The sequence below is a fragment of the Cupriavidus sp. 22TCCZM04-2 genome (assembly GCF_057798895.1).
This window is the reverse complement of sequence record NZ_JBYOJS010000022.1, coordinates 1-23947: the sequence shown is the minus strand read 5'-3', so window position 1 is coordinate 23947 and position 23947 is coordinate 1. Positions and strand designations below refer to the sequence as shown.

22 protein-coding genes are annotated in these 23947 nt (G+C 65.9%); 7 read left to right on the top strand and 15 right to left on the bottom strand.

Annotated features, from left to right (window positions below):
- The first annotated feature begins 333 nt into the window (after positions 1 to 333).
- Together msbA and AC3FKG_RS25230 are read left to right on the top strand one after the other, a co-directional pair.
- Positions 334 to 2043, top strand: coding sequence for a lipid A export permease/ATP-binding protein MsbA (gene msbA / locus AC3FKG_RS25235; protein ID WP_488744462.1), 1710 nt, complete (start codon positions 334 to 336; stop codon positions 2041 to 2043).
- Positions 2044 to 2126: 83 nt separating this feature from the next.
- The gene (locus AC3FKG_RS25230) at positions 2127 to 2717 is read left to right on the top strand and encodes a peroxidase-related enzyme (protein ID WP_488744426.1); all 591 of its coding nucleotides are present in this window, start codon (positions 2127 to 2129) and stop codon (positions 2715 to 2717) included.
- A 28-nt stretch (positions 2718 to 2745) separates the two neighbouring features.
- Here the strand turns inward: AC3FKG_RS25230 and AC3FKG_RS25225 are convergent, their stop codons facing one another.
- The gene (locus AC3FKG_RS25225) at positions 2746 to 3258 is read right to left on the bottom strand and encodes a hypothetical protein (RefSeq protein ID WP_488744425.1); all 513 of its coding nucleotides are present in this window, start codon (positions 3256 to 3258) and stop codon (positions 2746 to 2748) included.
- A gap of 342 nt (positions 3259 to 3600) precedes the next feature.
- On the opposite strand from AC3FKG_RS25225, the gene alr reads away from it, so the two are divergent.
- Positions 3601 to 4701, top strand: a complete 1101-nt coding sequence (gene alr / locus AC3FKG_RS25220; protein ID WP_483711461.1) for an alanine racemase — start codon at positions 3601 to 3603, stop codon at positions 4699 to 4701.
- 154 nt (positions 4702 to 4855) lie between these two features.
- Positions 4856 to 5077: a hypothetical protein gene (locus tag AC3FKG_RS25215; protein WP_483710767.1), complete on the top strand. Its 222-nt coding sequence runs from the start codon at positions 4856 to 4858 to the stop codon at positions 5075 to 5077.
- A 113-nt stretch (positions 5078 to 5190) separates the two neighbouring features.
- On the opposite strand, the gene rng is transcribed toward AC3FKG_RS25215, so the two are convergent.
- From rng to AC3FKG_RS25175, 8 genes are all read right to left on the bottom strand, one after another.
- The gene (gene rng / locus AC3FKG_RS25210; protein WP_488744424.1) at positions 5191 to 6654 is read right to left on the bottom strand and encodes a ribonuclease G; all 1464 of its coding nucleotides are present in this window, start codon (positions 6652 to 6654) and stop codon (positions 5191 to 5193) included.
- A 74-nt stretch (positions 6655 to 6728) separates the two neighbouring features.
- Positions 6729 to 7331 (bottom strand): Maf family protein, encoded by a 603-nt coding sequence (locus AC3FKG_RS25205; protein WP_483710769.1) that lies wholly within the window; start codon positions 7329 to 7331, stop codon positions 6729 to 6731.
- Between the two features lie 82 nt (positions 7332 to 7413).
- The gene (gene rlmH / locus AC3FKG_RS25200) at positions 7414 to 7893 is read right to left on the bottom strand and encodes a 23S rRNA (pseudouridine(1915)-N(3))-methyltransferase RlmH (RefSeq protein WP_483710770.1); all 480 of its coding nucleotides are present in this window, start codon (positions 7891 to 7893) and stop codon (positions 7414 to 7416) included.
- Positions 7894 to 7938: 45 nt separating this feature from the next.
- Entirely contained in the window at positions 7939 to 8679 is a 741-nt protein-coding gene (gene rsfS, locus AC3FKG_RS25195; protein ID WP_483710771.1) for a ribosome silencing factor, read from the bottom strand.
- A gap of 43 nt (positions 8680 to 8722) precedes the next feature.
- Positions 8723 to 9445 carry a nicotinate-nucleotide adenylyltransferase gene (locus AC3FKG_RS25190; RefSeq protein ID WP_483710772.1) on the bottom strand — a complete coding sequence of 241 codons (723 nt, stop codon included), beginning with the start codon at positions 9443 to 9445 and terminating at the stop codon, positions 8723 to 8725.
- A 10-nt stretch (positions 9446 to 9455) separates the two neighbouring features.
- Positions 9456 to 10367, bottom strand: coding sequence for an oxygen-dependent coproporphyrinogen oxidase (gene hemF, locus AC3FKG_RS25185; protein WP_488744423.1), 912 nt, complete (start codon positions 10365 to 10367; stop codon positions 9456 to 9458).
- Between the two features lie 177 nt (positions 10368 to 10544).
- Complete coding sequence (purD, locus tag AC3FKG_RS25180; RefSeq protein ID WP_483710774.1) at positions 10545 to 11813, bottom strand: phosphoribosylamine--glycine ligase; 1269 nt, start codon at positions 11811 to 11813, stop codon at positions 10545 to 10547.
- 79 nt (positions 11814 to 11892) lie between these two features.
- Positions 11893 to 12618 carry a YebC/PmpR family DNA-binding transcriptional regulator gene (locus tag AC3FKG_RS25175; RefSeq protein WP_483710775.1) on the bottom strand — a complete coding sequence of 242 codons (726 nt, stop codon included), beginning with the start codon at positions 12616 to 12618 and terminating at the stop codon, positions 11893 to 11895.
- 197 nt (positions 12619 to 12815) lie between these two features.
- On the opposite strand from AC3FKG_RS25175, the gene AC3FKG_RS25170 reads away from it, so the two are divergent.
- Complete coding sequence (locus AC3FKG_RS25170; protein ID WP_483710776.1) at positions 12816 to 14342, top strand: helicase HerA-like C-terminal domain-containing protein; 1527 nt, start codon at positions 12816 to 12818, stop codon at positions 14340 to 14342.
- A gap of 7 nt (positions 14343 to 14349) precedes the next feature.
- On the opposite strand, the gene AC3FKG_RS25165 is transcribed toward AC3FKG_RS25170, so the two are convergent.
- The 6 genes from AC3FKG_RS25165 to AC3FKG_RS25140 all read right to left on the bottom strand — a co-directional run bounded on the left by AC3FKG_RS25165 (position 14350) and on the right by AC3FKG_RS25140 (position 22034).
- Positions 14350 to 14532 (bottom strand): DUF3149 domain-containing protein, encoded by a 183-nt coding sequence (locus tag AC3FKG_RS25165; RefSeq protein WP_483710777.1) that lies wholly within the window; start codon positions 14530 to 14532, stop codon positions 14350 to 14352.
- A gap of 144 nt (positions 14533 to 14676) precedes the next feature.
- The gene (gene upp, locus AC3FKG_RS25160; RefSeq protein WP_483710778.1) at positions 14677 to 15327 is read right to left on the bottom strand and encodes a uracil phosphoribosyltransferase; all 651 of its coding nucleotides are present in this window, start codon (positions 15325 to 15327) and stop codon (positions 14677 to 14679) included.
- 165 nt (positions 15328 to 15492) lie between these two features.
- The gene (locus AC3FKG_RS25155) at positions 15493 to 16893 is read right to left on the bottom strand and encodes an MFS transporter (RefSeq protein WP_483710779.1); all 1401 of its coding nucleotides are present in this window, start codon (positions 16891 to 16893) and stop codon (positions 15493 to 15495) included.
- Positions 16894 to 17337: 444 nt separating this feature from the next.
- On the bottom strand, positions 17338 to 20259 hold the full coding sequence (locus tag AC3FKG_RS25150; RefSeq protein ID WP_488744422.1) for a c-type cytochrome: 2922 nt from the start codon (positions 20257 to 20259) through the stop codon (positions 17338 to 17340).
- A complete protein-coding gene (locus AC3FKG_RS25145) occupies positions 20256 to 20753 on the bottom strand; it encodes a (2Fe-2S)-binding protein (RefSeq protein WP_483710781.1) in 498 nt (165 codons plus the stop codon). Before AC3FKG_RS25145 ends, AC3FKG_RS25150 begins: the two co-directional genes overlap by 4 nt.
- A 120-nt stretch (positions 20754 to 20873) precedes the next feature.
- Positions 20874 to 22034 carry an FAD-dependent oxidoreductase gene (locus AC3FKG_RS25140; protein WP_488744421.1) on the bottom strand — a complete coding sequence of 387 codons (1161 nt, stop codon included), beginning with the start codon at positions 22032 to 22034 and terminating at the stop codon, positions 20874 to 20876.
- A 366-nt stretch (positions 22035 to 22400) separates the two neighbouring features.
- Between AC3FKG_RS25140 and AC3FKG_RS25135 the strand changes: the two genes are divergently transcribed.
- Together AC3FKG_RS25135 and AC3FKG_RS25130 are read left to right on the top strand one after the other, a co-directional pair.
- Entirely contained in the window at positions 22401 to 23153 is a 753-nt protein-coding gene (locus AC3FKG_RS25135; protein ID WP_483710783.1) for a maleate cis-trans isomerase family protein, read from the top strand.
- A 10-nt stretch (positions 23154 to 23163) separates the two neighbouring features.
- Positions 23164 to 23947 (top strand): alpha/beta fold hydrolase (locus tag AC3FKG_RS25130; protein WP_488744072.1); only part of this gene is annotated, 784 nt, incomplete at its 3' end.

Here is a 23947-nt window from a genome sequence, read left to right as displayed (position 1 = left end):
GCGCGGCTACGGGCGGCTGTGGCTCGCCACCGGGGCGGGCGCGGGGTTTTTTGGCGCCCCGGGGGGGGGGGGGGGGGGGGGCCCCCCCCCCCCCCCGCCCCCCTTCCGGCACGCCTGCCATGCCCGGGAATGCGGTTACAATGGCTGCGTTTTTTGCGCCTCTCTGTGGCGTTTTCGCCATGCCGGGCAGCCAGTTCCGGTGGTCCTTCGGCGTTTCTCGTGCCACCCCTCAGACGGGTGCGCGTCGCATCATTCAAATTAAGGGTGGTAGTGAGCAATCCAGCGAAGTCCGAACAGTCGGCCGGACAAGACGTAAAGGTAGGCAAGCGCCTGATGGGCTATCTGCGCCCGGAGCTGCGCATTTTCATTGCCGCCATCCTGGCCATGGCCGTGGTCGCGGCCAGCGAGGGCGTGATCCCGAAGGTCGTCAACGACCTGCTCGACAAGGGCTTTGGCGGCGACTACGCCGGCAAGCTGTGGCACGTGCCGGCCATCCTGACAGGTGTCGCGCTCATTCGCGGTGTGGCCCAGTTTGCGTCGGGTTACCTGCTGAGCCTGATTTCGAACCGTGTATTGCTGAAGATGCGCATGCAGATGTTCGACCGCTTGCTGCACGCGCCTGCCCAGTTCTTCCACCGCAATACGGCAGCTTCGCTGATCAACGCGGTGATCTTCGAAGTCAACCAGGTACTGTCGATCCTGACCAACGTGTTCATCACGCTGGTGCGGGATTCGCTCACCGTGGTGGCGCTGCTGATCTACCTCTTCTACACGAACTGGCGCCTGACGCTGATCGTGGCCGTGATCCTGCCCGTGATCGGCTACCTGATGTCGAAGATCAACCGGCGCCTGCGCCGCCTTAACCGCGACCACCAGACGCTGACCAACAGCGCGGCGTACGTGGTCGAGGAGGCCGCGGGCGGCTTCAAGGTCGTGAAGCTGCATGGCGGCGAGGCCTACGAGATGCACCGGTTCCGCAACATGGCGGAACGGCTGAAGAACTATTCGATGCGCATGGCCGTGGCCGGCGGCCTGAACCAGCCCGTGACGGCGTTCCTCGCCGCGCTCGCGCTGTCGGTCATCATCACCATCGCCATGGTGCAGGCGCAGGGCAATCAGACCACGATCGGCGGCTTCACCGGTTTCGTGATGGCCATGCTGCTGCTGATCTCGCCGCTCAAGCACCTGACCGACATCAACCAGCCGCTCACGCGCGGCCTGACCGCGGCCGAGCTGATCTTCCGGCTGATCGACGAACCGCCCGAGCCGCAGGACGGCGGCGTGCGCATCGAGCGTGCCAAGGGAGACCTGGTATTCGAGCGCGTCGGGTTCCACTACGGCGAAGGCAGCAGGCCGGCGCTGGAGGGTATCGATATCCGCGTGCCGGCTGGCGAGGTGGTGGCGCTGGTCGGTCCTTCGGGCAGTGGCAAGACCACGCTGGTCAATCTGGTGCCGCGCTTCTTCGATCCGACCAATGGCCGCATCTTGCTGGACGGTCACGCGATCGGCGATATCGCGCTGCGCGAACTGCGCAACCAGATCGCCTTCGTGAGCCAGGACGTGGTGCTCTTCAACGACACCGTTGCCGCCAACGTGGCGTACGGGGTCGGGCCGGACGACAAGATCGACATGGCGCGGGTCGAGCGCGCCTTGCAGGCCGCCTACCTGACCGACGTGGTGAAGAACCTGCCCGAAGGTCTCGATACGAACATTGGCGACAACGGCATGAAGCTCTCGGGCGGCCAGCGCCAGCGACTGGCTATCGCCCGCGCGATCTACAAGGACGCGCCGATCCTGATCCTGGACGAAGCCACGTCGGCGCTCGATTCGGAATCCGAACGTCAGGTGCAGGCGGCGCTGGAAGCGCTGATGGTCGGCCGTACGACGCTGGTGATCGCGCACCGCCTCTCCACCATCGAGAACGCCGACCGCATCGTCGTGCTCGATCACGGCCGTGTGGCGGAGCAGGGTACCCACGACGAACTGCTGGCCGCCAATGGCCTGTACGCCGGGCTGCACCGGATCCAGTTCGCCACGCACTGATTGCTGGCCGGCCGGGGCTGCCGGCTTGCGGGTTGCGCCTTGGCTACAATGGGGCGACAACAACGACCGTGAGAGAGACAGCGATGACCCGCCCGGCCCATCCCATCAGCCGTTACCCCGTACCCGAACTGAAGGCGCTGCCTGACGACATCCGGCAGCGCATCCTGGAAGTCCAGGACAAGGCGGGTTTCGTGCCGAACGTTTTCCTGGCGCTGGCACACCGGCCCGACGAGTTCCGCGCTTTCTTTGCCTATCACGACGCCCTGATGCTCAAGGACGGCGGCCTGACCAAGGGCGAGCGCGAGATGATCGTGGTGGCCACGTCGGCGGCAAACCAGTGCCTGTATTGCGTGGTGGCGCACGGCGCCATCCTGCGCATCTACGAGAAAAAGCCGCTGGTGGCCGACCAGGTCGCAGTCAATCACCTGAAGGCCGATATCCCGCCGCGCCAGCGCGCCATGCTCGATTTCGCGATGAAGGTCTGCAAGGCCTCGCACGAAATCGCCGACGCCGACTTTGCGGCGCTGCGCGAGCACGGGTTCAGCGATGAAGATGCGTGGGACATCGCCGCCATCACGGCATTCTTCGGCTTGTCGAACCGCATGGCCAACACTATCAGCATGCGTCCGAACGACGAGTTCTTCCTGATGGGCCGCGTGCCCAAGAGCAAGTAAGCGCGTCCTTCCGCGCCGGGCCGCTTGTTCACCGGATCTCGGCGCAATTCCCGTTATTCGGGTTGAACAGCACCGGCCACGCCTGCTCATAGATGCCGGGCGTGCAGCGCTTCTGGCAATTGGCGTGCGCGAGCGTGATGCGCCGTGGGTCCTGCCAGATCAGCAGTTCGCATTGGGTGCCGTCGGTCGCTTGCAGCACGATATGCGGCGTCTTCTGGACTTGCTTGAAATCTGCCAGATCGAACTGGCAGGTGCCGCGCTTGGATACCCACAGCTTCCATTTCAGCGACTTCACATCGTTCGAGACCACGCGCATCACCGCGTCTTCGCGGAAGCCGTCGTCCTCGGTGCGGCGGCAGGTGCCGGCCAGGCTGATGTCGTGGGCGGCGATTGGCGTGGGAAGTGGTCTTTCGGATGCCGGGGCTGCGGCGACAGCGGGTGACGGCGGTGGCGGAGGTGCCCGCCGGGCGATCGGCAACTGCTCGCAGGCAGTGCACAGAAACATGGCCAAAAAACATAGGCCCAGTTGCGGGGCTTTCATCCGGGGTACCTCACTACAGAACGCCAGCGACCTGCGGGCTCCCGCCCGTGCTTTTGGATGGGCCGGCGTTAACTGAGTTATAGCGGATCGCAACGAACGCGCAGGGTCATGCGGGTCACTTGCGCGTAGGTAGAAACACCACCCCTGGCGTCAGCGAGGCGGGCCGTTCCTGACGCCGCGCCGACCGCTTTGTCGCCCTTGCCGGACTTGGAAGCTGTTACTGAAAACTCGTGGAATTTCAGTAACAAAGCCTGCTTCAACGCCGATACGATAGTCAGTGATCCGGGATATGAGCGAATCGCCAGTACTAGTCATTACCACGGCAATCCAGATAACGACCCTATGCCACGCCCCATCTCCTTGACCATCCACCGGTCCGCGCTCGCCAGCAACCTGGCCATTGCACGGCGTCTGGCACCTGCATCGAAAGTCTGGGCCGTGGTAAAGGCCAATGCCTACGGCCACGGCATCGCCAGGGTCTACCCGGCACTGACTTCGGCCGATGGTTTTGCATTGCTCGACCTGGATGAGGCGGCCCGGCTGCGTGACCTGGGCTGGACCGGCCCGATCCTGTTGCTTGAGGGATTCTTCGATGACAGTGATATCGCGCTGCTTGCCTCGCTGCGCCTGACCACAGCGGTCCACGGAGAAGAGCAGTTGCGGATGCTGGAGGTGGCGTCTCGCGATGGTCGCTTGCCACCGCGCTCGATCGATGTCTGCCTGAAACTGAATGCCGGCATGAATCGCCTGGGCTTCAATCCCGGGGAGTACAGCGCGGCCTGGCGTCGCCTGAGCGATATTGCCGCGGTGAAAACGGTGACCCACATGAGTCATTTCTCGGATGCGGATACCGAGAACGGCGTGGCGGACCAGTTCGCCACATTCCGGGCCGTCACGCAGGACCTGCCCGGAAAGATCTCCGTCGCGAACTCGGCGGCGACCATGCGCCACGCGGATTGCCATGCGGACTGGGTGCGGGCGGGCATCATGCTGTACGGCGCCGCGCCGTCGGGCTGCGCGAAGGATCTGACTGGCACCGGCCTCCAGGCAGCGCAGACCTTGACCAGCCGGATACTGGGCGTGCAGGACCTGCAGCCCGGCCAGTCAGTCGGCTATGGTTCGCACTATGTCGCGACGCGCCGCCAGCGTATTGGCATCGTCGCGTGCGGCTACGCCGATGGCTATCCGCGCACGAGCTCTTCGCATGCAGGGCATTTCGCACCGGTTCGTGTCGGTAACCGGAACACGCGCACCGTCGGGCGTATATCCATGGACATGCTGGCGGTCGATCTCAGCGAATGCCCGGAAGCCGGAGTCGGCACGCCGGTCGAACTCTGGGGGCAGCATGTTCCGATCGACGATGTCGCCGCGGCGGCGGGCACGATCGGCTATGAGCTGATGTGCGCGGTAGCGCCACGGGTGCCGGTCGTCGTTGGCTTGTAGCAGCCAGATCGTCCCAATGTTCCAAAAATTGCAACAAGCTATTGTCGCGTTGGGGATTGGTCACTTCAAGGGAAAACCCTTAGTATTCGTCTACGCGATGCCGCAATGCAGCAGGACCCCAAAAACAAAGGCGTCGTGACCATAGAGGAAAATCATGAACGCCAGCCGCTATCTCCTGATCGTCATTACCGCCATCGCTGCTGCCATCTCGGCCGCGCCGGTTCTGGCCAGGAGTGGCCAATTCGATCCGAATACCGACGGCGCGCGTACCGACAAGTACAGCGTCTATGCCGATGGTGCAAAAGCCGGTGGCAAGTTCGACACTTACACGGATGGCTCCCGGTACGTTTTCTCGACCGATGAAATGCCGCACTGAGGCACCAGCCCCCGGGGCCCGGTCTACCGGGCCTGACAATACAAAAAAGGGTTGCAGGCTTTTGCCTGCAACCCTTTTTGTTTCAGCCCTTCCTCAGGGCTGCGGCAGACGGACTACATCAGGATGATGTCGTACTGCTCCTGGTGGAACGTCGATTCCACCTGCAGCGAGATCGGCTTGCCGATGAAGTCCCCCAGCATCGCCAGGTGCTGGCTTTCCTCTTCCAGGAACAGGTCGATGACTTCCTGCGACGCCAGGATGCGGAACTCGCGCGGATTGAACTGGCGCGATTCGCGCATGATTTCGCGCAGGATGTCGTAGCACGCCGTGCGCGGCGTCTTGACCTGGCCCTTGCCCTGGCACACCGGGCACTGCTCGCACAGCACGTGCGCGAGCGATTCGCGCGTGCGCTTGCGCGTCATCTCGACCAGTCCGAGCTGCGAGAAATTGTTGACGGTGATGCGCGTGCGGTCGCGCGACAGGGCGCGCTTGAGTTCCGACAGCACCGCTTCGCGGTGCTCGACATTCTCCATGTCGATGAAGTCGATGATGATGATGCCGCCCAGGTTGCGCAGCCGCAGCTGGCGCGCGATGGTGTGCGCGGCTTCGAGGTTGGTCTTGAAGATCGTGTCGTCGAAATTGCGCGCCCCGACGTAGCCGCCGGTGTTGACGTCGATCGTCGTCATCGCCTCGGTCTGGTCGATCATCAGGTAGCCGCCGGACTTCAGGTCCACGCGCCGCGACAGCGCCTTTTCGATCTCCGCATCGATATTGAACAGGTCGAAGATCGGCCGCTCGCCGGTGTAGTGCGACAGGCGCGGCAGCACCGCAGGCGTGTATTCCTGCGCGAACTCCACCAGCCGCTGGTAGTTCTCGCGCGAGTCGATCTGGATCACGCCGGTGGCATCGTTGATGAAGTCGCGCAGCACGCGCTGCGCCAGGTCCAGGTCCTGATAAAGCAGGCTCGGCGCCGGCTGGGTGGTGGCGTTCTGGCGGATCGTTGCCCAGATCTTGCGCAGGTAGGCGATGTCGTTGCCAAGCTCTTCGTCGCTGGCTTCCTCGGCGATGGTGCGCACGATGAAGCCGCCACGCTCGTCGGTCGGTACCAGGCCCTGCACGCGGCTGCGCAGGGCCTCGCGATCGATCTCGCCCTCGATGCGCTGCGAAATGCCGATATGCGGATCCTGCGGCAGGTACACGAGCGTGCGCCCGGCAATGCTGACTTGCGTGGACAGGCGCGCGCCCTTGGTGCCGATCGGGTCCTTGATGACCTGCACCATCAGCGCCTGGCCTTCGAACAGGGTTTTCTCGATGGCGAGCTGGGCGCCGTTCTTGTTGTCGGGATCGCGCGGATGCCAGATATCGGCAACGTGCAGGAATGCCGCGCGTTCCAGGCCGATGTCGATGAAGGCCGACTGCATGCCCGGCAGCACGCGCACGACCTTGCCCAGGTAGATGTTGCCGACCAGTCCGCGCGTCAGGGTGCGCTCGACATGCAGTTCCTGGACGGCGGCCTGCTGCACGATGGCAACGCGCGTCTCTTGTGGCGTGATGTTGACGAGGATGTCTTCAGTCATGGCGGATGAAACGCGTTGCCGGTGTACCGGCGATGTATTGTCTGCCCGGGTTTGCGGGCCTTGGAGGATGCCGTTCAGAACCGCAGGCGGGCCTGCCTGAGTAACGCTGCCGTCTCAAACAGGGGTAGGCCCATGATACCTGAATAGCTGCCTTCGATCCGCTCGACGAACTCGGCCGCGCGGCCCTGGATGCCGTAGGCGCCGGCCTTGCCAAGGGGCTCGCCGCTGGCCACGTAGCCCTCGATCTCGGACGCGGTCATCGCGCGGAAGGTCACGCGGGAGATCGACAGCGCATGATGCATGCCCAGCATTGAGACCACGGTGACGGCGGTCAGCACGCGGTGCGTCGCGCCGGACAACGCCGACAGCATCGCCGCGGCATCGGCGCCATCGGCGGGCTTGCCAAGGATGTCACCGCCCAGGCACACGGTGGTGTCTGACGTGAGCACGGGGGCGTCGGGCAGCGCCCGCCGTTCGCGGCGCCGCAGCGCGGCTTCGGCCTTGAGCGCGCAGACGCGCTGGACATAGTCGTCGGGCGTTTCGCCGGGCTGTACGACTTCCAGCGCCTCTGCGTCCTCGTCATCGTCGGCGAGCAGCAGTTCATAGCGCACGCCAAGCTGCGTCAGTAGTTCGCGGCGGCGCGGGCTCTGGGAGGCGAGATAAAGATAGTCGTGCATCGGGGCGGGAGGGAGCGGAGATTCTGGAGCAGGCAAGCCCGAAGTGGCCGCCCGAGGCCCGCATTGTACTGCCGGCGCCGGCTCAGGCCCGGTGATAGGGGTGGTTCTGCGTGACCGACCAGGCGCGGTACAGCTGTTCGGCCAGCAGCACGCGCACCATGCCGTGCGGCAGCGTCAGGCTGGACAGCCGCAGCAGCGTCTGCGCGCGCGCCTTCAATGCGGGATCGAGGCCGTCGGCGCCGCCGATCAGGAACGCAACGTCGCCGCCTTCGCGCTGCCAGTCGGTGAGTTGGCCGGCCAGCTGCACTGTCGTGAAGTCGCGCCCGCGCTCGTCCAGCGCCACGATGCGGCACTGCCGCGACAACGACGACAACACTGTCTCAATGCGAGCGGCTTCGCGCTGCATCACGGTAGCGGCGTTGTTCGACGACGAGCGGGCTTCGGGCTTGACCTCGCGCAGTTCGATGCGCAGCTCTGGCGGCATGCGCTTGGCATACTCGCTGAAGCCGGTTTCGATCCAGCCAGGCATCTTGTGGCCGACCGCGACGATGACCAGTTGCATGGGGTGCATTGCCGCGCGGACGGAGCCGCGCGCGCATGTTCAGGCTCAGGCCGAGCGCGTGGTGCGCTTGCGAGCGGCCGGCTTGGCGGCGCCGGTCTTGGCAGCAGCGGTCTTGGTCGCGGTGGTCTTCGCCGCGGCAGTACGCGTGGCGGTCTTGCGTGCCGGGGTACCGGCTGCCGTCTTGCGCGGCGCGGCGGCGCGCGTCGCCGGAGTCTTGGTGGCAGCGGTCTTCGTGCCCGCAGTCGTCTTGCGCGGCTTGCGGATGGTCGCGATGGCGTCCGGATCGGTGTCCTCGTGACCCATCGGCGGCGAGGGTTCCTTCATGCCTTCGGGCAGGCGGGCCAGGGCCGGTCGCAGGCCGGTGGCGCGGCGTGCGCGCGGTGCCGGCGCGTCTTCGTCGTCGTCATCCATCGGCTCGCTGGCCTTGGCCAGGCCCTTGGCTGCGGCCAGCTTCACGCGAACCGGCTTGTCGCCCCAGATCTCTTCCAGGTTGTAGTACATGCGCAGCTGCGGCTGCAGGATGTGCACCACCGCATCGCCGCAGTCGACCAGCACCCATTCGCCGGTTTCCAGGCCTTCCACCGCAATGATGTGGCCGCCGGCATCCTTCACTGTCTCGCGCACCGACGCTGCAAGCGCCTTGGTCTGGCGGTTGGATGTCCCGCTGGCAATCACCACCCGGTCGAACAGTTCGGTCAGGTGGCTGGTGTCATACACCTTGATGTCCTGCGCTTTGACATCCTCGAGGCCGTCGACGATGGCGCGTTGCAGTTTGCGAATATCCATGGTGCGTTCTTGTTCAGCTGAATTCATTGGGGGGGCGGCCAGTTCAGGACTGGCCTGATGCGGGGCGGTAGAGCCCCTGGCTCGCGATGTAGTGTGCCACGCCAGCCGGCAGTTGGTCATCCGCTGGCAAGCCGGATGCCAGGCGCTGGCGCAGGCCGGTGGAAGACAAGTCGACAGCGAGGGTCTGGTCAATCCACATCCGGCCGGAGGGCGTGCATTGTATCAGGTGCGTGTCGGCCTGGCGTGCGGCCAGCGCTTCGCGAACCGGCCCTTCGAGTTCCGAGAGAGCAAAGCCGGGGCGCGTGGCGGTGCACAAGTGCACGTGGGCGAACAATTCCTGCCAGCCGTGCCAGGTGTGCAGTCGCAGGAGCTGGTCGGCGCCCATCAGCCAGCAGAGCGAGGCTTGCGGGCCATACTCCTGGCGCAGGTGGCGCACGGTGTCGATGGTGTAGCTTGGTCCTTCGCGATCCACTTCCATGCGGCTCACGCGAATCTTTGCCGAAGTGCCGGTCAGCGCGGCGGCGGCAAGTTCCGTCATGGCGAACCGGTCCGCGGCGGGCGTCACGTCAGCGCTCTTTTGCCACGATTGGCCGGTGGGGATCCACACCAGTTCATCCAGCGCCAGATGGTCGATGCACAGGCTGGCGAGCGCCAGGTGGCCGAGATGGGGCGGGTCGAAAGTGCCGCCCAGGATACCCAGGCGATAGGGGCGGGCGTCTTTGCCGGCTGCTGCGGCCGGCACGGCGTCTTGGTTGGGATGTGCCATAAAGTTGCCGTCAGGCCCAGTCGCGCGCTGGCAGGAAGTCGGTGTACAGCACGCTTTCCGCGCTGCCCGGTTCCGGCTGCCAGTCGTAGCGCCATGTCACCTGCGGCGGCATCGACATCAGGATCGATTCGGCGCGGCCGCCGGACTGCAGTCCGAACAGCGTGCCGCGATCGAATACCAGGTTGAATTCCACATAGCGGCCGCGGCGGTAGGCCTGGAAGTCGCGCTCGCGATCGCCGTACGGCATGTCCTTGCGGCGCTCCAGGATCGGCTGGTAGGCATCCAGGAAGGCATCCCCGACGCTGCGCATCATTTCGAAGCTGCGTTCGAAACCGAGGGCGTGGAAGTCGTCGAAGAAGACTCCGCCAATGCCGCGCGCCTCGCCGCGGTGCTTCAGGAAGAAATACTCGTCGCACCACTGCTTGAAGCGCGGATACAACTCATCGCCGAACGGTGCCAGCGATGCCTTGCAGGTGCTGTGGAAATGGGTGCAGTCGTCGGTATTGCCGTAGTACGGCGTCAGGTCCATGCCGCCGCCGAACCACCACACCGGATCGGCACCGGGCTTGGTGGCGATGAAGCAGCGCACATTCATGTGTACGGTGGGCACGTACGGATTGCGCGGATGGAAGACCAGCGATACCCCCATCGCTTCGAAGCCGCGCCCGGCCAGTTCAGGCCGGTTGGCGCTGGCCGATGGGGGCAGGGTATCGCCGGTCACGTGCGAAAAGCCCACGCCGGCACGCTCCATCACGGCGCCGCCTTCCAGGATGCGGGTGCGGCCACTGCCGCGCAGGCGCTCGGTGGGCGGCTTTTCCCAGGCGTCGGTCAGGAATGGCTGCCCGTCAATGGCGGCGACGGCGTCGGTGATGCGGTCTTGCAGACCGAGCAGGTAGGCACGGACTGCCTGGGAATCGATCATGGCTGGTAGGGGCGCGGGCCCCGGATGCAAGGGCGGCCGTGCCGGCGTCTGGCCGGCACGGCCGTCATGGGTGTGTCACGATTGTAACGGCTGGCGAGGCACTCGCCGGCGCCAGCCGTCCGCTCGTGACGGGCCGCCGGCGGCCGGTACGGCCTCGTGGCGGCGCCACATCGGCGGTCAGCGCTTGATGGCGCGGTAGCCGATGTCGGTACGGTATTGCATGCCATCGAACTGGATCTGCTCCACGGCGGCGTAGGCGGCGCGTTGCGCGGCCTTGACCGTATCGGCCAGGCCCACCACGCACAGCACGCGGCCGCCCGTGGTCAGCAGCGTGCCGTCCTTCAGCGTCGTGCCTGCATGGAACGTCACGCTGTCGTCGGTTTCAGCCGGGATGCCGGTGATGGCGTCGCCCTTGCGCGGCGAGTCAGGGTAGCCATGGGCTGCCATCACGACTCCCAGCGCGGTGCGGCGGTCCCAGTCCAGTTCGATTTCGTCGAGCTTGCCCGACACGGCGGCGTCCATCACGTCGACCAGGTCGGTCTTCAGGCGCGCCATGATCGGCTGGGTTTCCGGGTCGCCCATGCGGCAGTTGAATTCGAGCGTCTTCAGGTTGCCGTCCTTGTCGATCATCAGGCCGGCGTACAGGAAGCCCGTGTACGGAATGCCGTCCTTTTCCATGCCGCGCACGGTCGGCACGATGATCTCGCGCAGCGCCCGCGCATGCAGTGCCGGCGTGACCACCGGCGCGGGCGAGTAGGCACCCATGCCGCCGGTGTTGGGGCCGGCGTCGGCGTCCAGCAGGCGCTTGTGGTCCTGGCTGGTCGCCAGCGCGAGCACATTCTTGCCGTCGACCAGCACGATAAAGCTGGCTTCCTCGCCTTCCAGGAACTCCTCGACCACCACGCGCGCACCGGCATCGCCAAGCTTGTTGTCGGCCAGCATCATGTCGACGGCGGCGTGCGCTTCTTCCAGGCTCATGGCGACCACCACGCCCTTGCCGGCCGCCAGGCCGTCAGCCTTGATCACGATCGGCGCGCCTTGCGCGTCGATGTAGGCGTGGGCCAGGGCGGCGTCGGCGAAGGTCTGGTAGGCCGCCGTCGGAATGCCGTGGCGGTGCATGAAGGCCTTGGCGAAGTCCTTCGACGACTCCAGCTGCGCCGCAGCCTGGGTCGGGCCGAAGATGCGCAGGCCCTTGCCGCGGAACACGTCCACGATGCCGGCGGCGAGAGGCGCTTCGGGGCCGACCACGGTGAAGGCCACGCCTTCGCGCTCGGCAAAGGCGGCCAGTACTTGCGGATCCGTCAGCGGAACATTCTGCAGGCGCTTGTCGAGCGCGGTCCCGCCATTGCCTGGCGCCACGTACACCACCTGAATCTTGGGGGACTGGGCTAATTTCCAGGCCAGCGCGTGTTCACGTCCACCCGAGCCGACAACCAATACTTTCATGATCCACTGCCAGAAAAGATACGCATGCAAAAAGGCGGCAGCTTGATCGTGCTGCCGCCCGAGGGCTAACTAAGTCTACTTACTCTTCGATGACCGCGTTGGTGAAGACTTCCTGCACGTCATCGAGGTTTTCCAGGGCGTCCAGCAGCTTCTGCATCTTGGCCGCGTCGTCGCCGGTGAACTCGACTTCATTCTGGGGCTTCATCACCACGTCGGCCACTTCGGCCTTGAAGCCTGCGGCTTCCAGGGCCGCCTTGACCGCGGAAAAATCGTTCGGCGGGCAGGTGACTTCGATCGAGCCGTCGTCATTGGTGACTACGTCGTCGGCGCCCGCTTCCAGCGCGGCGTCCATCAGCTTGTCTTCCGGCGTGCCCGGGGCAAACAGGAACTGGCCGCAATGGGTGAACATGAAGGCCACCGAGCCTTCGGTCCCCATATTGCCGCCGTGCTTGGAAAACGCGTGACGGACTTCGGCCACGGTGCGCACGCGGTTGTCGGTCAGGCAGTCGACAATGATCGCGGCGCCGCTCAGGCCGTAGCCCTCGTAGCGGATTTCCTCGTAGTTCGCGCCTTCCAGGCCACCCACGCCGCGCTGGATCGCGCGCTGGATGTTGTCCTTGGGCATGTTGGCGTCCATCGCCTTGTCCATGGACAGGCGCAGGCGCGGGTTGGAGTCGACATCGCCGCCGCCGAGCTTGGCGGCAACGGTGATTTCCTTGATCAGGCGGGTCCAGATCTTGCCGCGCTTGGCGTCTGCGGCGGCCTTCTTATGCTTGATATTGGCCCATTTCGAGTGACCGGCCATGATTCTCTCCGAAGCGGAAAACGTGAGGTTGTGCGGGAAGGCTGCAGCTTGCGGGCGCCGTACAGCGAGGTGCAAGCGCGCGCGGCCAGGTGACGGCTACACCCGGCTGCTGGCTATAATCAGCCCGTGATTTTATCACGCGGCCCTGTCCGTGCCGCGCCTGTGGCCGTCCGCCACGCTTCTCGATCCAAGACACCATGGCCGAACCTATCCTGATCGCCAAGAACGCCGAGCACGAACTGGCCCTGCTGCCGCAGATGGGCAACCGGCACGGACTGATCACCGGCGCCACCGGTACCGGCAAGACCGTGACCCTGCAGACGCTGGCGCAGGGGTTTTCGCGGCTGGGCGTGCCGGTGTTCATGGCCGATGTCAAAGGTGATTTGACCGGCATTTCCATGCCGGGCCAGCCCTCGGACAAGCTCAAGGCGCGGCTGGAGGAACTGAACCTGCCGGAACCGGCCTGGGGCGGTTGCCCGACCACGTTGTGGGACGTGTTCGGCCAGAAGGGGCATCCGGTGCGGGCCACCATTTCGCACATGGGGCCGCTGCTGCTGTCGCGCATGCTGGAACTGAACGACACGCAGCAGGGCGTGCTCAACCTGGTGTTCCGTATTGCCGACGCCAATGGCCTGCTGCTGCTCGACGCCAAGGATCTGCGCGCCATGCTGCAGCACGTTGGCGACAACGCGGCGCAGTTCACCACCGAGTACGGCAATATCTCCGCGGCGTCTATCGGCGCGATCCAGCGTGGCCTGGTTGCGCTGGAGTCGCAGGGCGCGGACGTGTTCTTCGGCGAGCCGATGCTGAACCTGGAGGATTTCATCCAGACGGACAAGGGCCAAGGCGTGGTCAACATCCTGGCGGCCGACAAGCTGATGAACTCGCCCAAGCTCTATGCGACGTTCCTGCTGTGGATGCTGTCCGAGCTGTTCGAGAAGCTGCCCGAGGCCGGCGACCTCGACAAGCCCAAGCTCGTATTTTTCTTCGACGAGGCGCACCTGTTGTTCACCGACGCGCCCAAGGCGCTGCTCGACAAGATCGAACAGGTGGTGCGGCTGATCCGCTCCAAGGGCGTTGGCGTGTACTTCGTCACGCAGAATCCGGCCGATATCCCCGACACGGTGCTGGGCCAGCTCGGCAATCGCGTGCAGCATGCCTTGCGCGCGTTCACGCCGCGCGACCAGAAGGCGGTGAAGGTGGCGGCCACCACCATGCGCGCCAACCCGAAGCTCGACGTGGAGAAGGTTATCGGCGAACTAGGCGTGGGCGAGGCACTGGTGTCGCTGCTCGATGCCAAGGGCACGCCGGGCGTGACCGAGCGCGCCTGGGTGCTGGCGCCGGGCAGCCGCATCGGTCCGGTTACCGACGACGAACGCAAGCAGCTGATCGCGACGTCGCTGGTGGCGGGGACTTACGAAAAGACCATCGACCGCGAGTCGGCCTACGAGAAGCTGCGCGGCAGCGTGGCGCCGGCGGGCAATGGTGGCGGCGCCACGGCGCAGAAGCCAACAGCCGGTGCGCCGGCCGAAGAAGGCGGCTGGCTGGGTACCGCCGGCGAGATCTTCGGCTCGCTGACCAAGGGTACCGGCAAGACCGGCCGGGGCGATTCCATCCTGGAATCGATGGCCAAGTCGGCCGCGCGTACCGTGGGCTCCCAAGTCGGCCGCGAACTGATCCGCGGCGTGCTGGGCAGCCTGCTGGGCGGCGGCAAGAAGAAGTAAGCGCCGCTCAGCGTGTGCCGGTCTGCGATGCCGGCCGGTTTTCCGCCGCGGCCTTCGCGGCTGCCGCGTCTTCGCGCATCTTGCGGCTGAACAGGCGCGCGAAGAACCACGCCATGCCGATGATAAAGACGATGACGCCGAGGCTCATCAGCCCGGTGCTGGTCGTAAAGAGGATCTTGAAGGCTTCCATGCGGTTCTCCCTGTGAGAGTTCGACGGGTTGCACGCATTTGCGGTGCGACGTCGAGTGTAGGGAGCGGCGCCGCGCGAGCCATTGAGTAGGATCAAGCTCGCGACAGCGGGAAGGATGGCGAGCGGGCCGCTCCCCGCTGCAATTCAGTTCTTGGTGCCGAACAAACGATCGCCCGCGTCGCCGAGGCCCGGGACGATGTACGCGTGTTCGTCCAGGTGGCTGTCGAGCGAGGCGACGAACAGCTTCACGTTCGGATGCGCCTTCTGGAACACCTCCACGCCCTCCGGGGCCGCCACCAGGGCGACGAAAGTGATGGCGTCGTCCTTCACGCCGCGGCGCTTCAGGACATCGACGGCATGCGCCGCCGAATAGCCGGTGGCGACCATCGGATCGCACAGAATAAAGCTGCGGTCTTCCACGTCAGGCAGGCGCACCAGGTACTCCACCGGGCGATGCTGATCGTCGCGATACACGCCGATATGCCCGATCCGCGCCGAGGGGATCAGTTCCACCAGGCCATCGCTCATGCCGACGCCGGCGCGCAGCACGGGTACGATGGTGAGCTTCTTGCCGGCGATCACCGGGGCTTCCAGCGGTACCAGCGGCGTTTCGATATGGCGCGTGGTCAGCGGCAGGTGGCGCGTGATCTCGTAGCCCATCAGCAGCGTGATCTCGCGCAGCAGCTCGCGGAACGTGCGCGTGGACGTGTCCCGGTCGCGCATATGCGAGAGCTTATGCTGGATCAGCGGGTGGTCGAGGATGTACAGGCTGGGGAAACGCGGGTCTTGTTTCATGGCGGCGGCAAAGGCTCGGCGGGAGAGGGTGAAGCGGGCGGCCCCGGTCTTGTGGACCGGGGCGCGGCGCCGTGGTAGCGCGATTGTAATGGAAGCGGGCCGCCGCGCGGCTGCGGCGGCCCATGCCTGTCGCTACGTTTCCGAGCCTGCCGTGCTAACCGGCTGTCAGTCGAGCGCGCGGTTCTTCGACTCGATGTCGACCATATAGATCGCGAGCGCCGCCACGGCCAGGAACGACGAGAGCAGCACCAGGGCCAGCGTGAAATGCGTGGCCATGACCGGGGCAACGATCGCCGGCGCGAACAGGCCGCCAAAGCGGGCCATGGCACCCGCCGTGCCCATGCCGCTGGCGCGCAGGTCGGTCGGATACACCTCGGGCGTGAAGGCGTAGAGCGCGCCCCAGGTCCCGAGCAGGGAAAAGCTCATCAGCAGCGTGGAGCCAACCACCAGCGTCGGCGACTGGCCCAGGCTGTACAGCATGCAGCCCGCGGCGCTGAGCAGCAGGAAGCCGATCAGCGTCGGCTTGCGGCCCCAGCGTTCGACACCATGCGCAGCCAGCGCGAAGCCAGGCAGTTGGACCAGCGCGAGCACGATCAGGAAGACCTGGCCGCGCATGAAGCCGAAGCCCTGGCCGGCAAGCTTCACCGGCAGGTAGACGAAGACGCCGTAGTAGGCGATCGAGATCAGCGCCCACGCCACCAGCAGGCTGATGCTGCGACGGCGGAAGCCGGTCTCGAATAGCGCCAGCACCGACTTACGCTCCATCTTCTGCGGCTCCAGCGTGCCGATTTCAACCGAAACGCGATTGGCCTTGGCAACACGCTGCAGCACCGCGCGTGCTTCGGCCGAGCGGCCCGACTTGTTCAGGTAGAGAGGAGACTCAGGCACGTAGAAGCGGCAGATCAGGCCGACCAGCGCCGGGATGCCGGTGACCAGGAAGATCAGGCGCCAGGCTGCATCGCCGTGCGAAACGGCAATCAGTGCCAGCACGGCGAGCAGGATCGTGCCGACGGCCCAGAACGACTCCAGCAGAACCAGCCAGCGGCCGCGGCGGTCGGAGGGCAGGAACTCGGCCATCATGGTGTAGTCGACCGGCAGCGTGCCGCCGACGCCGATGCCGGTCAGGAAACGCAGCACCAGCAGCCACTGGAATTCAGGCGCGAACGAGGAAGCGACGCCGCAGATGGCGTCGATGACCACCGCCATCATCAGCACGGGGCGGCGCCCGATCCGGTCGGCCAGGCGGCCGAACACGAATGCGCCGATCAGCATCCCGACAAAGAACATCGTGCCGCTTTGCAGGGCCGTCGGCACCGGAATGCCGAAGGTCTTGGCAATCGAAGGCGCGGTAAAGCCGATCGACAGCACCTGCATCGCGTCGGCGAGCCAGACCAGGCCGAAGATGACGAACAGCCGGTACTGGAATCGGCCGACGCCTGCGGTGCGGATGCCTTCCTCGATTGTGATGGTCTGGGACCTCGCAGCCCTCGCGTTCGAATGCGGGGCCGCGCTGATCGACGCTTCGGCGAGGGGCGTGGAAGGCATGGATGAAATGGATGACGACATGTTGTCTACCTGTCTAACTGTCTATTAGAGGGCTGGTTCCTGAACCCGGAAGCACACGTCTGTCGAAGCAGGGGGGCGGACCCGCGCGGTCCAGACAGACGGGTGATGCTGTCGCGCCGCCGATTGCAACGTAGCGTTGGGGACTGCAATCTGGCGAAGCGAGAACTATGCCGGGCGCACTCTTGCCATGCGGGGGTGATGCGGATACGTCATCGTGACTCCTTATTGTCTACCCTTGGTGGATTTCTGGTCTTGTATTTATCGTGGCACGTCATCGTGGTGCGCGGTCCGGGTGCCGCAGTGCACCGCTGCATGCCCTGTTGTCACTCATGTAGTGCATGCTACATGATCGTTCAGCGTAAGCTACATGAAAAGGGCCGGCAAGGCCGATCTGCGGTTTTCTCCTTGGGGTTTTCCCGCGCGCCGCGCAGGTCTCGTCTGTCGTCAGTGCGCAGGCGTCGCGCGCAGCCGCGCAACGGTGGCTTCCACGTCCTGCCACGCGGGTTTGTCGGGGGCGAAGCGCGCACGCAGGTATTGCGCAAGGGCGGTGATTTGCGTGTCGTCGAGACTGTCCGCGTAGGAAGGCATGGCGCCCAGTGTGCTGTTTGGCGGTGCCGGCATGCCTTGCAGCAGTACCTGGATCACGTTGTCGGGCCGGTCGCTGTGCAGGTTCGTGTTCAGTGCCAGCGACGGCTTCACACCGAACTGGCGGATGCCCTGCTCGGACTGGTGGCACACGGCGCACGCGTTTTGGTACAGGCGTGCGGCGGGACCGCCCAGCGCCCTGGCCGCCTCTGCGCTGCGTTGCTCGTATTGCGCGGCCTGCGCGGTGACCTGCGCAGGCGCGGGTGGGGGCGCGCTGAACGAGGCGACGTAATGCGCGATAGCGCGCACGTCGGATTCGGGCAGCAGCGCCAGCTCTTCCACCACAGGCGCCATCGGTCCGGCGGCGGCGCCGTGGTGCACTGCATAGCCGCCGCGCAGATACGTGAACAGGGCGTCTTCTGTCCACGGTACCGGTGCGCGCGACAGCGCGGTCAGCGCGGGCGCATCCCAGCCTTCGGCGGTGCCGCCGGTCAGGTAGTGGCGGCCGCCTTTCTCGCCGCCCAGTGCATTGCGCGGCGAATGGCAGGCGCTGCAGTGGCCCAGGCCTTCGGCCAGGTAAGCGCCACGATTCCATTGCGCGGAGCGCGAGGCATCCGGCCTGAACTGCTCGTTGCGGTGGAACAGCAGATTCCATCCGGCCAGCAGCGGGCGCATATTGAACGGGAAGGCCAGTTCGGTGCGCGGCACGCTGGTCTTCACGGGCTCGGCTGACATCAGGTAGGCGTACAGCGACTGCATGTCGGCATCACTGATCTTCGCGAACGCTGTATAGGGAAACGCGGGGTACAGGCGGCGTCCATCGCGATGGATGCCTTCACGCATGGCGCGCTCGAAGGCGGCGAACGACCAGTTGCCGATGCCCGTCTCGGCATCGGGCGTGATGTTGGTGCTGTAGACCGTGCCGAACGGCGTTTCCAGTGCAAGGCCGCCAGCATTCTTCACGCCGCCCGGCGCGGTATGGCAGACCGCGCAGTCGCCGGCAGCGGCTACCAGCCTTCCGCGTTCCAGTGTCGCGGCCGAATAGAAGCCAGCCTCGGTCGGCGCGACGGGTGCGATGGGCGCGCGCCATGGCAGCACGGTGGCACACAGGCCGGCCGCTGCCGCCGCTGCCGCGGCAAGCCAGCCGCGCTTGCTGCGCCGCTTCTCTGTTTGTTGCGAGTCCAGTGCCAGCCTGATGCGATCAGCGCTGAACGGCGGTTCTCGTAGCCGTACGCCGGTCGCATCGAAGATCGCATTGGCGACGGCGGCTGCGGCCGGCAGCGTCGCGGCGGGGCCGGCGGCCAGCGTACTGCGCGTGGCGAGCGATCCGGCCATGCGGATTTCAGGCACCGTGGTGCCGGTGACGGCGGGCAGGGTACTGTCGGAGGTCCCGGGCTGCTCGGCGGGCCATGTATCGAATCCCGTCGATTGCGCGGTGAGTTGCCTCGCGGCCCGCGCGACCATCTGTTCCAGTGCGGGGGATGCCTGCGTTGCGCGCTGTGGCAGCGCCGATTCGCTGTCGTGCCCGACGGTCACGCGCGTGACGGCGAGTTCGCCGGTGGTGCCGTCGACCTCCACTTCGGCGACCCACGCGGACCAACTCTGCGCGGCGTCGTCCTCCACCACATGCGCGTAGGCGAACCCGCGGCCACGGCGCACGTTGCCGCTGCGCGCGATGCCTGAGCGCTGCGCCGACGGCGTCCATCCTGCTCGCTCGGCCACGTCGCGCACCAGCGCTGCGCCACGCGCATCGTCAAGGTGATCGAGCCGCAGCGCTACCGGATCGCTGCCAGCGCTGGCAGCGATCTCATCAACGTGCGATTCCTGTGCAAAGACCTGCGCGCGGGCCAGTGGCGTGTCCGTCGAGCCGGCCGCGGCGCCAGCCGTGCTGATATCGATGTTGGGAATGCGGTATGGCGGCAATGCGCCGGCTTGCGCGCTGGCGGCGACATCGGACACCGGCGCCGCCGTGTGCGTCAGCCACAAGGCCAGCGGTACAGTGGGCGCGGCGGTGCCGCCGAGCGTGGCGGCATACGCGTCGATCACGGCACCCGCGTGCGCGCTGTCGATTTGCCAGTCCAGCGTTGCATTGGCCAGCCCCACGTCATCTGCGGTAATCGTGCGTCGCACGCAGCCGCCCGCGGCACGCGCCATCAGTGCGGCATCGGCAGCGGCGTGGTGTGCGAGCAGGCCCGGGGGGGCCGCGCTGTCGTCGGCGCTTTGCCAGCACACCAGCGTAATCTGAGGCTCGGCAATGCCGAGCAGCGCAGCCAGTTCTTCGCGCAATGCGCCAGGGCGCGCACTGGGCAGCCAGACGCGCAGGGCGCCATCGCGCCAGTCCGCGATGGCCGTGCAGGTGGCTGTCGTCGCCTGCATGCCGGCCAGCGGCCACTGGTAATGCTGTGCCTGGCGTGCACGCGATTGTTCGAGTGCGCCGGCTGCGTCGCCACGCTGTGCCAGCGCGCGCCGCTGCACAGGCACCGTTTCCGGTGTGGGCGGTGCGGACCAGCGCGCGCGCAGTGCAGCCGCCGCATGGGCGGCCTGTTCATCGGAGTCGGCCGCCACGCCGGCGAAGTTGTTGCGCACGACCACGGCGCGCACGCCCGGCATTGCGGCTGCGGCGTCCCGGTCCGCGCCCAGCAGACGTGCAACGAAAGGCTGGCCACCAACCCATTGAAGCCCGGGCGGACGCAAGACATTTACGGCCAGGCACTGGGGAGGCGGGAGGGGGCTTGCCGCCTTGGCGACGGCATCCGCGCGGGGCGCCAGCGTGTCGTTCACGACTGCGCTCCGTGCGCGTCTGCGCGCTGCAGGATGGCCGCCCGTTGCACAGCGCGCACGATCTCGACATGCGTGCCGCAGCGGCACAGGTTGAAGCGCAGCGCCTCGCGGATCTCCGCCTCGGTCGGGTCGGGGTTTTCCGCCAGCAGCGCCTTCGCGGTCATGATCATGCCGTTCAGGCAATAGCCGCACTGCGCGGCCTGCTCGTCGATGAAGGCCTGCTGTACCGGGTCGGGATGCGCGGGCCTGCCCAGTCCTTCCAGCGTGGTCACGTCATGGCCGATTACCGCCTTCACCGGCAGCACGCACGAGCGCGCGGCGGTGCCGTCCACCAGCACGGTGCAGGCGCCGCACTGGCCCAGTCCGCAACCGTACTTCGGGCCATTGCAGGCCAGGTCGTTGCGCAGGATATAGAGCAGCGGCGTATCAGGCGCCACGCAGACCGTATGGTCGGCGTGGTTGACATGAAGCGTCAGGGGGCGGGGCGCGTTCATCGGGGGCAGGTGGCGGTTTGAACATCACGCAGCGCTGCGCCGCACCCCTTCATGGCGAGGGGCTGTGGCGCGTCGGGCCCGTACAGCGGCCAGGCCGGCGGTACGGGGCTCAGGCGGACATCATGCTGCCGCCGACAGCGGCGGGCGTCCGGCCGAGACCAGCGGCACGTTGTGCACATCGTAGCCGAAACACCAGTCGGGGTTCTCGTTGGTGCGCAGCCACGTGTTGTTGTGCGAGACCAGTTGGACCTTGCTGGCGCGCTCGGCACGGTTGGCTTCGTACAGTGCGAAGGTGGCGGCGTAGTCGTCCGTGCCCGCTTCGATGAAGCAGCGCGTGAGCATGGCGGCATCCTCGATCGCCATGGCGGCACCCTGGGCCATGTGCGGCTTCATCGGGTGGCAGGCGTCGCCGAGCAGCACCAGGCGGCCGCGGCTCCATACCGGCAGCGGATCTCGCTCGAGCAGCGGCCACTTGGTCACTTCCACGGTGCCTTCGATCAGCGACTGCACGCCCTGGTGCCAGCCATCGAATGCGGCGCGCATCTCTTCGATGCTGCTCGGCACCCAGCTCTTGCTCATGTCCCACTCGGGCTCGGGCACGCCGGTGACGTAATAGATCTCGTCGAGCTTGCTGGTGTCGAAGTACACCATCATGTGGCGATCGTCCGACCACCACTTGGTGCAGCGGTCATGCGTAAAGCCCTTGACGCGCGAGATCGGGAACACCGCGCGGTGCGCCACGTAGCCCGTGTACTTGGGCGGCTCCGCGCCGAGCAGGGTTTCACGGATGCGCGAGTTCACGCCGTCCGCGCCGATGACGATGTCGGCCTCGTCGACGGTGCCGTCAGTGAAGCGCAGTTGCACCACGTCGCCCTGGTCGGTCACGCTTTCCAGCTTCTTGTTGAAGAACAGCGTGCCAGGCGCGACGGCATCGGTGAGCAGCTTGTGGAAGTCGCCACGGTGCACGGTCAGGTAGCTGGCGCCGTAGTGCTTCAGCGCGTAGTCGCCCAGCGGAATCTGCGCGCAAACCTCGCCCGTGTCCCAGTCGCGGCTGTACCAGTAGTCCGGATGGCAGCCCATGTCATTGAGCGCGTCCTCGATGCCGATGCGCCGCATGATCTTCATCACGTTCGGCCCCACGTGGATGCCGGCACCCAGCCGCGAGAACGCCGGCGCCTGTTCATACAGCCTGACCTGGAGGCCAGCACGCTGCATCAGGGCGGCAGCGGCCGTCCCTCCGAGTCCTGCGCCGATGATTGCGATTCGCGGTTTGGCTTGCACGTTGTTTCTCCTGGCAGTGACACATGGGTCGATGGTGTGGGGGCCGGCTCGGCGGCCAGTTGTTGAAAACGAGTGTACACACTACAAAATTCAAGGTAAAGATAGATTTGCATCAACTTATGGAAAACCCTGATGACGATGTGATGGCTTTCACATATTGCCCAATACCGGCGAATTTATGCGCTATATCTGGGCGACTTCGGTTCAGTGCGCACTGAATGAGTGCCTTTTTGTCCGCTTAGAATGTGTTTGCGCATATAGAGTGTGTACACTACAATCAATCGCAACCGCGGACGCCTGGCAAGACTGCCTGGAGCGGCCGGGTAGACAAGGCATACCCAAGACAACCAGATGACGGAGTCGACAGTGCAGAAAGTTTTCCGAATCGGCCAGATCGTGCCGAGCTCCAACACCACGATGGAAACCGAGATCCCCGCCATGCTGAGCGCACGGCAGCAGATCCGCCCCGAACGTTTCACCTTCCATTCGAGCCGCATGCGCATGAAGAAGGTGGTCAAGGAAGAACTGGCGGCGATGGATGCCGAGTCTGACCGCTGCGCCGTCGAGCTATCCGACGCGCGCGTGGATGTGCTCGGCTACGCCTGCCTGGTCGCGATCATGGCGATGGGCCATGGTTATCACCGCAAGTCGGAACAGCGCCTGAAAGCCCACACCGTTGAGAACGGTGGCGATGCGCCGGTAATCACGAGTGCCGGCGCGCTGGTCGATGCACTCAAGGTGATCGGCGCGAAGCGCATCGCCGTGGTTGCCCCGTACATGAAGCCGCTGACGGAATTGGTGGTGGATTACATCCGCAACGAAGGCTACGAAGTCGTCGACTACCGCGCGCTGGAGATTCCCGACAACCTCGAAGTGGGCCGCCACGATCCGGCGAAGCTTCCGGCCATCGTCGCGCAGATGAACATTGCCGACGTCGATGCCATCGTGCTGTCCGCCTGCGTGCAGATGCCGTCGCTGCCGGCGGTAGCGAAGGTCGAGGCGATGACCGGCAAGCCGGTGATCACGGCGGCTATCGCCACCACCTATGCGATGCTGCGCGCGCTGGACCTGGAGCCGGTCGTGCCGGGCGCGGGCGCGCTGCTGTCCGGCGCCTACTGAGGGCCGCGCCATGAGCACCTTCCTCTACGGCGGCAACGTCCAGGCCAACGGCATCCGCCAGCACTACCTGCGCTACGGCGGCAACGATGGCGAACGCGCGTCGCGCGACGCCGTGATCATCGTGCCGGGCATCACGAGCCCGGCCATCACGTGGGGCTTCGTCGGCGAGCAGTTCGGCCAGCGCTTCGATACCTATGTGCTGGATGTGCGCGGCCGTGGCTTGTCGGAAGCGAGCGACACGCTGGACTACAGCCTCGATGCGCAAGCTGCCGACGTGATCGCGTTCGCGCAGGCGCTCGGCCTGCAGCGCTATGCCATCGTCGGCCATTCGATGGGCGGGCGCATTGGCGTTCGTGCCGCGCGCCAGCGCCCCGCAGGCATGACGCGGCTGGTGATGGTGGATCCGCCGGTCTCCGGCCCCGGCCGCCGCGCTTATCCCGCGCAGCTGCCGTGGTACATCGATTCCATCCGCCTCGCGCGCGCTGGTGTCGACGCGGAAGGCATGCGCCGCTTCTGTCCGACATGGACGGACGAGCAACTGCGCTTGCGCGCCGAGTGGCTGCACACCTGCGACGAGCGCGCAATCCTAGCGAGCTTCAACGGCTTCCATGAAGACGACATCCACGCCGACCTGCCGCACGTGTCCGTGCCGACGCTGCTGATGCGCGCCGGCCGTGGCGACGTGGTGCGCGACGAAGACGAGCAGGAAATCCGCACGCTGCTGGCGGGCGTGCTGGTGAGCCACGTCGCCGATGCCGGCCACATGATCCCGTGGGACGACGAGGCCGGCTTCT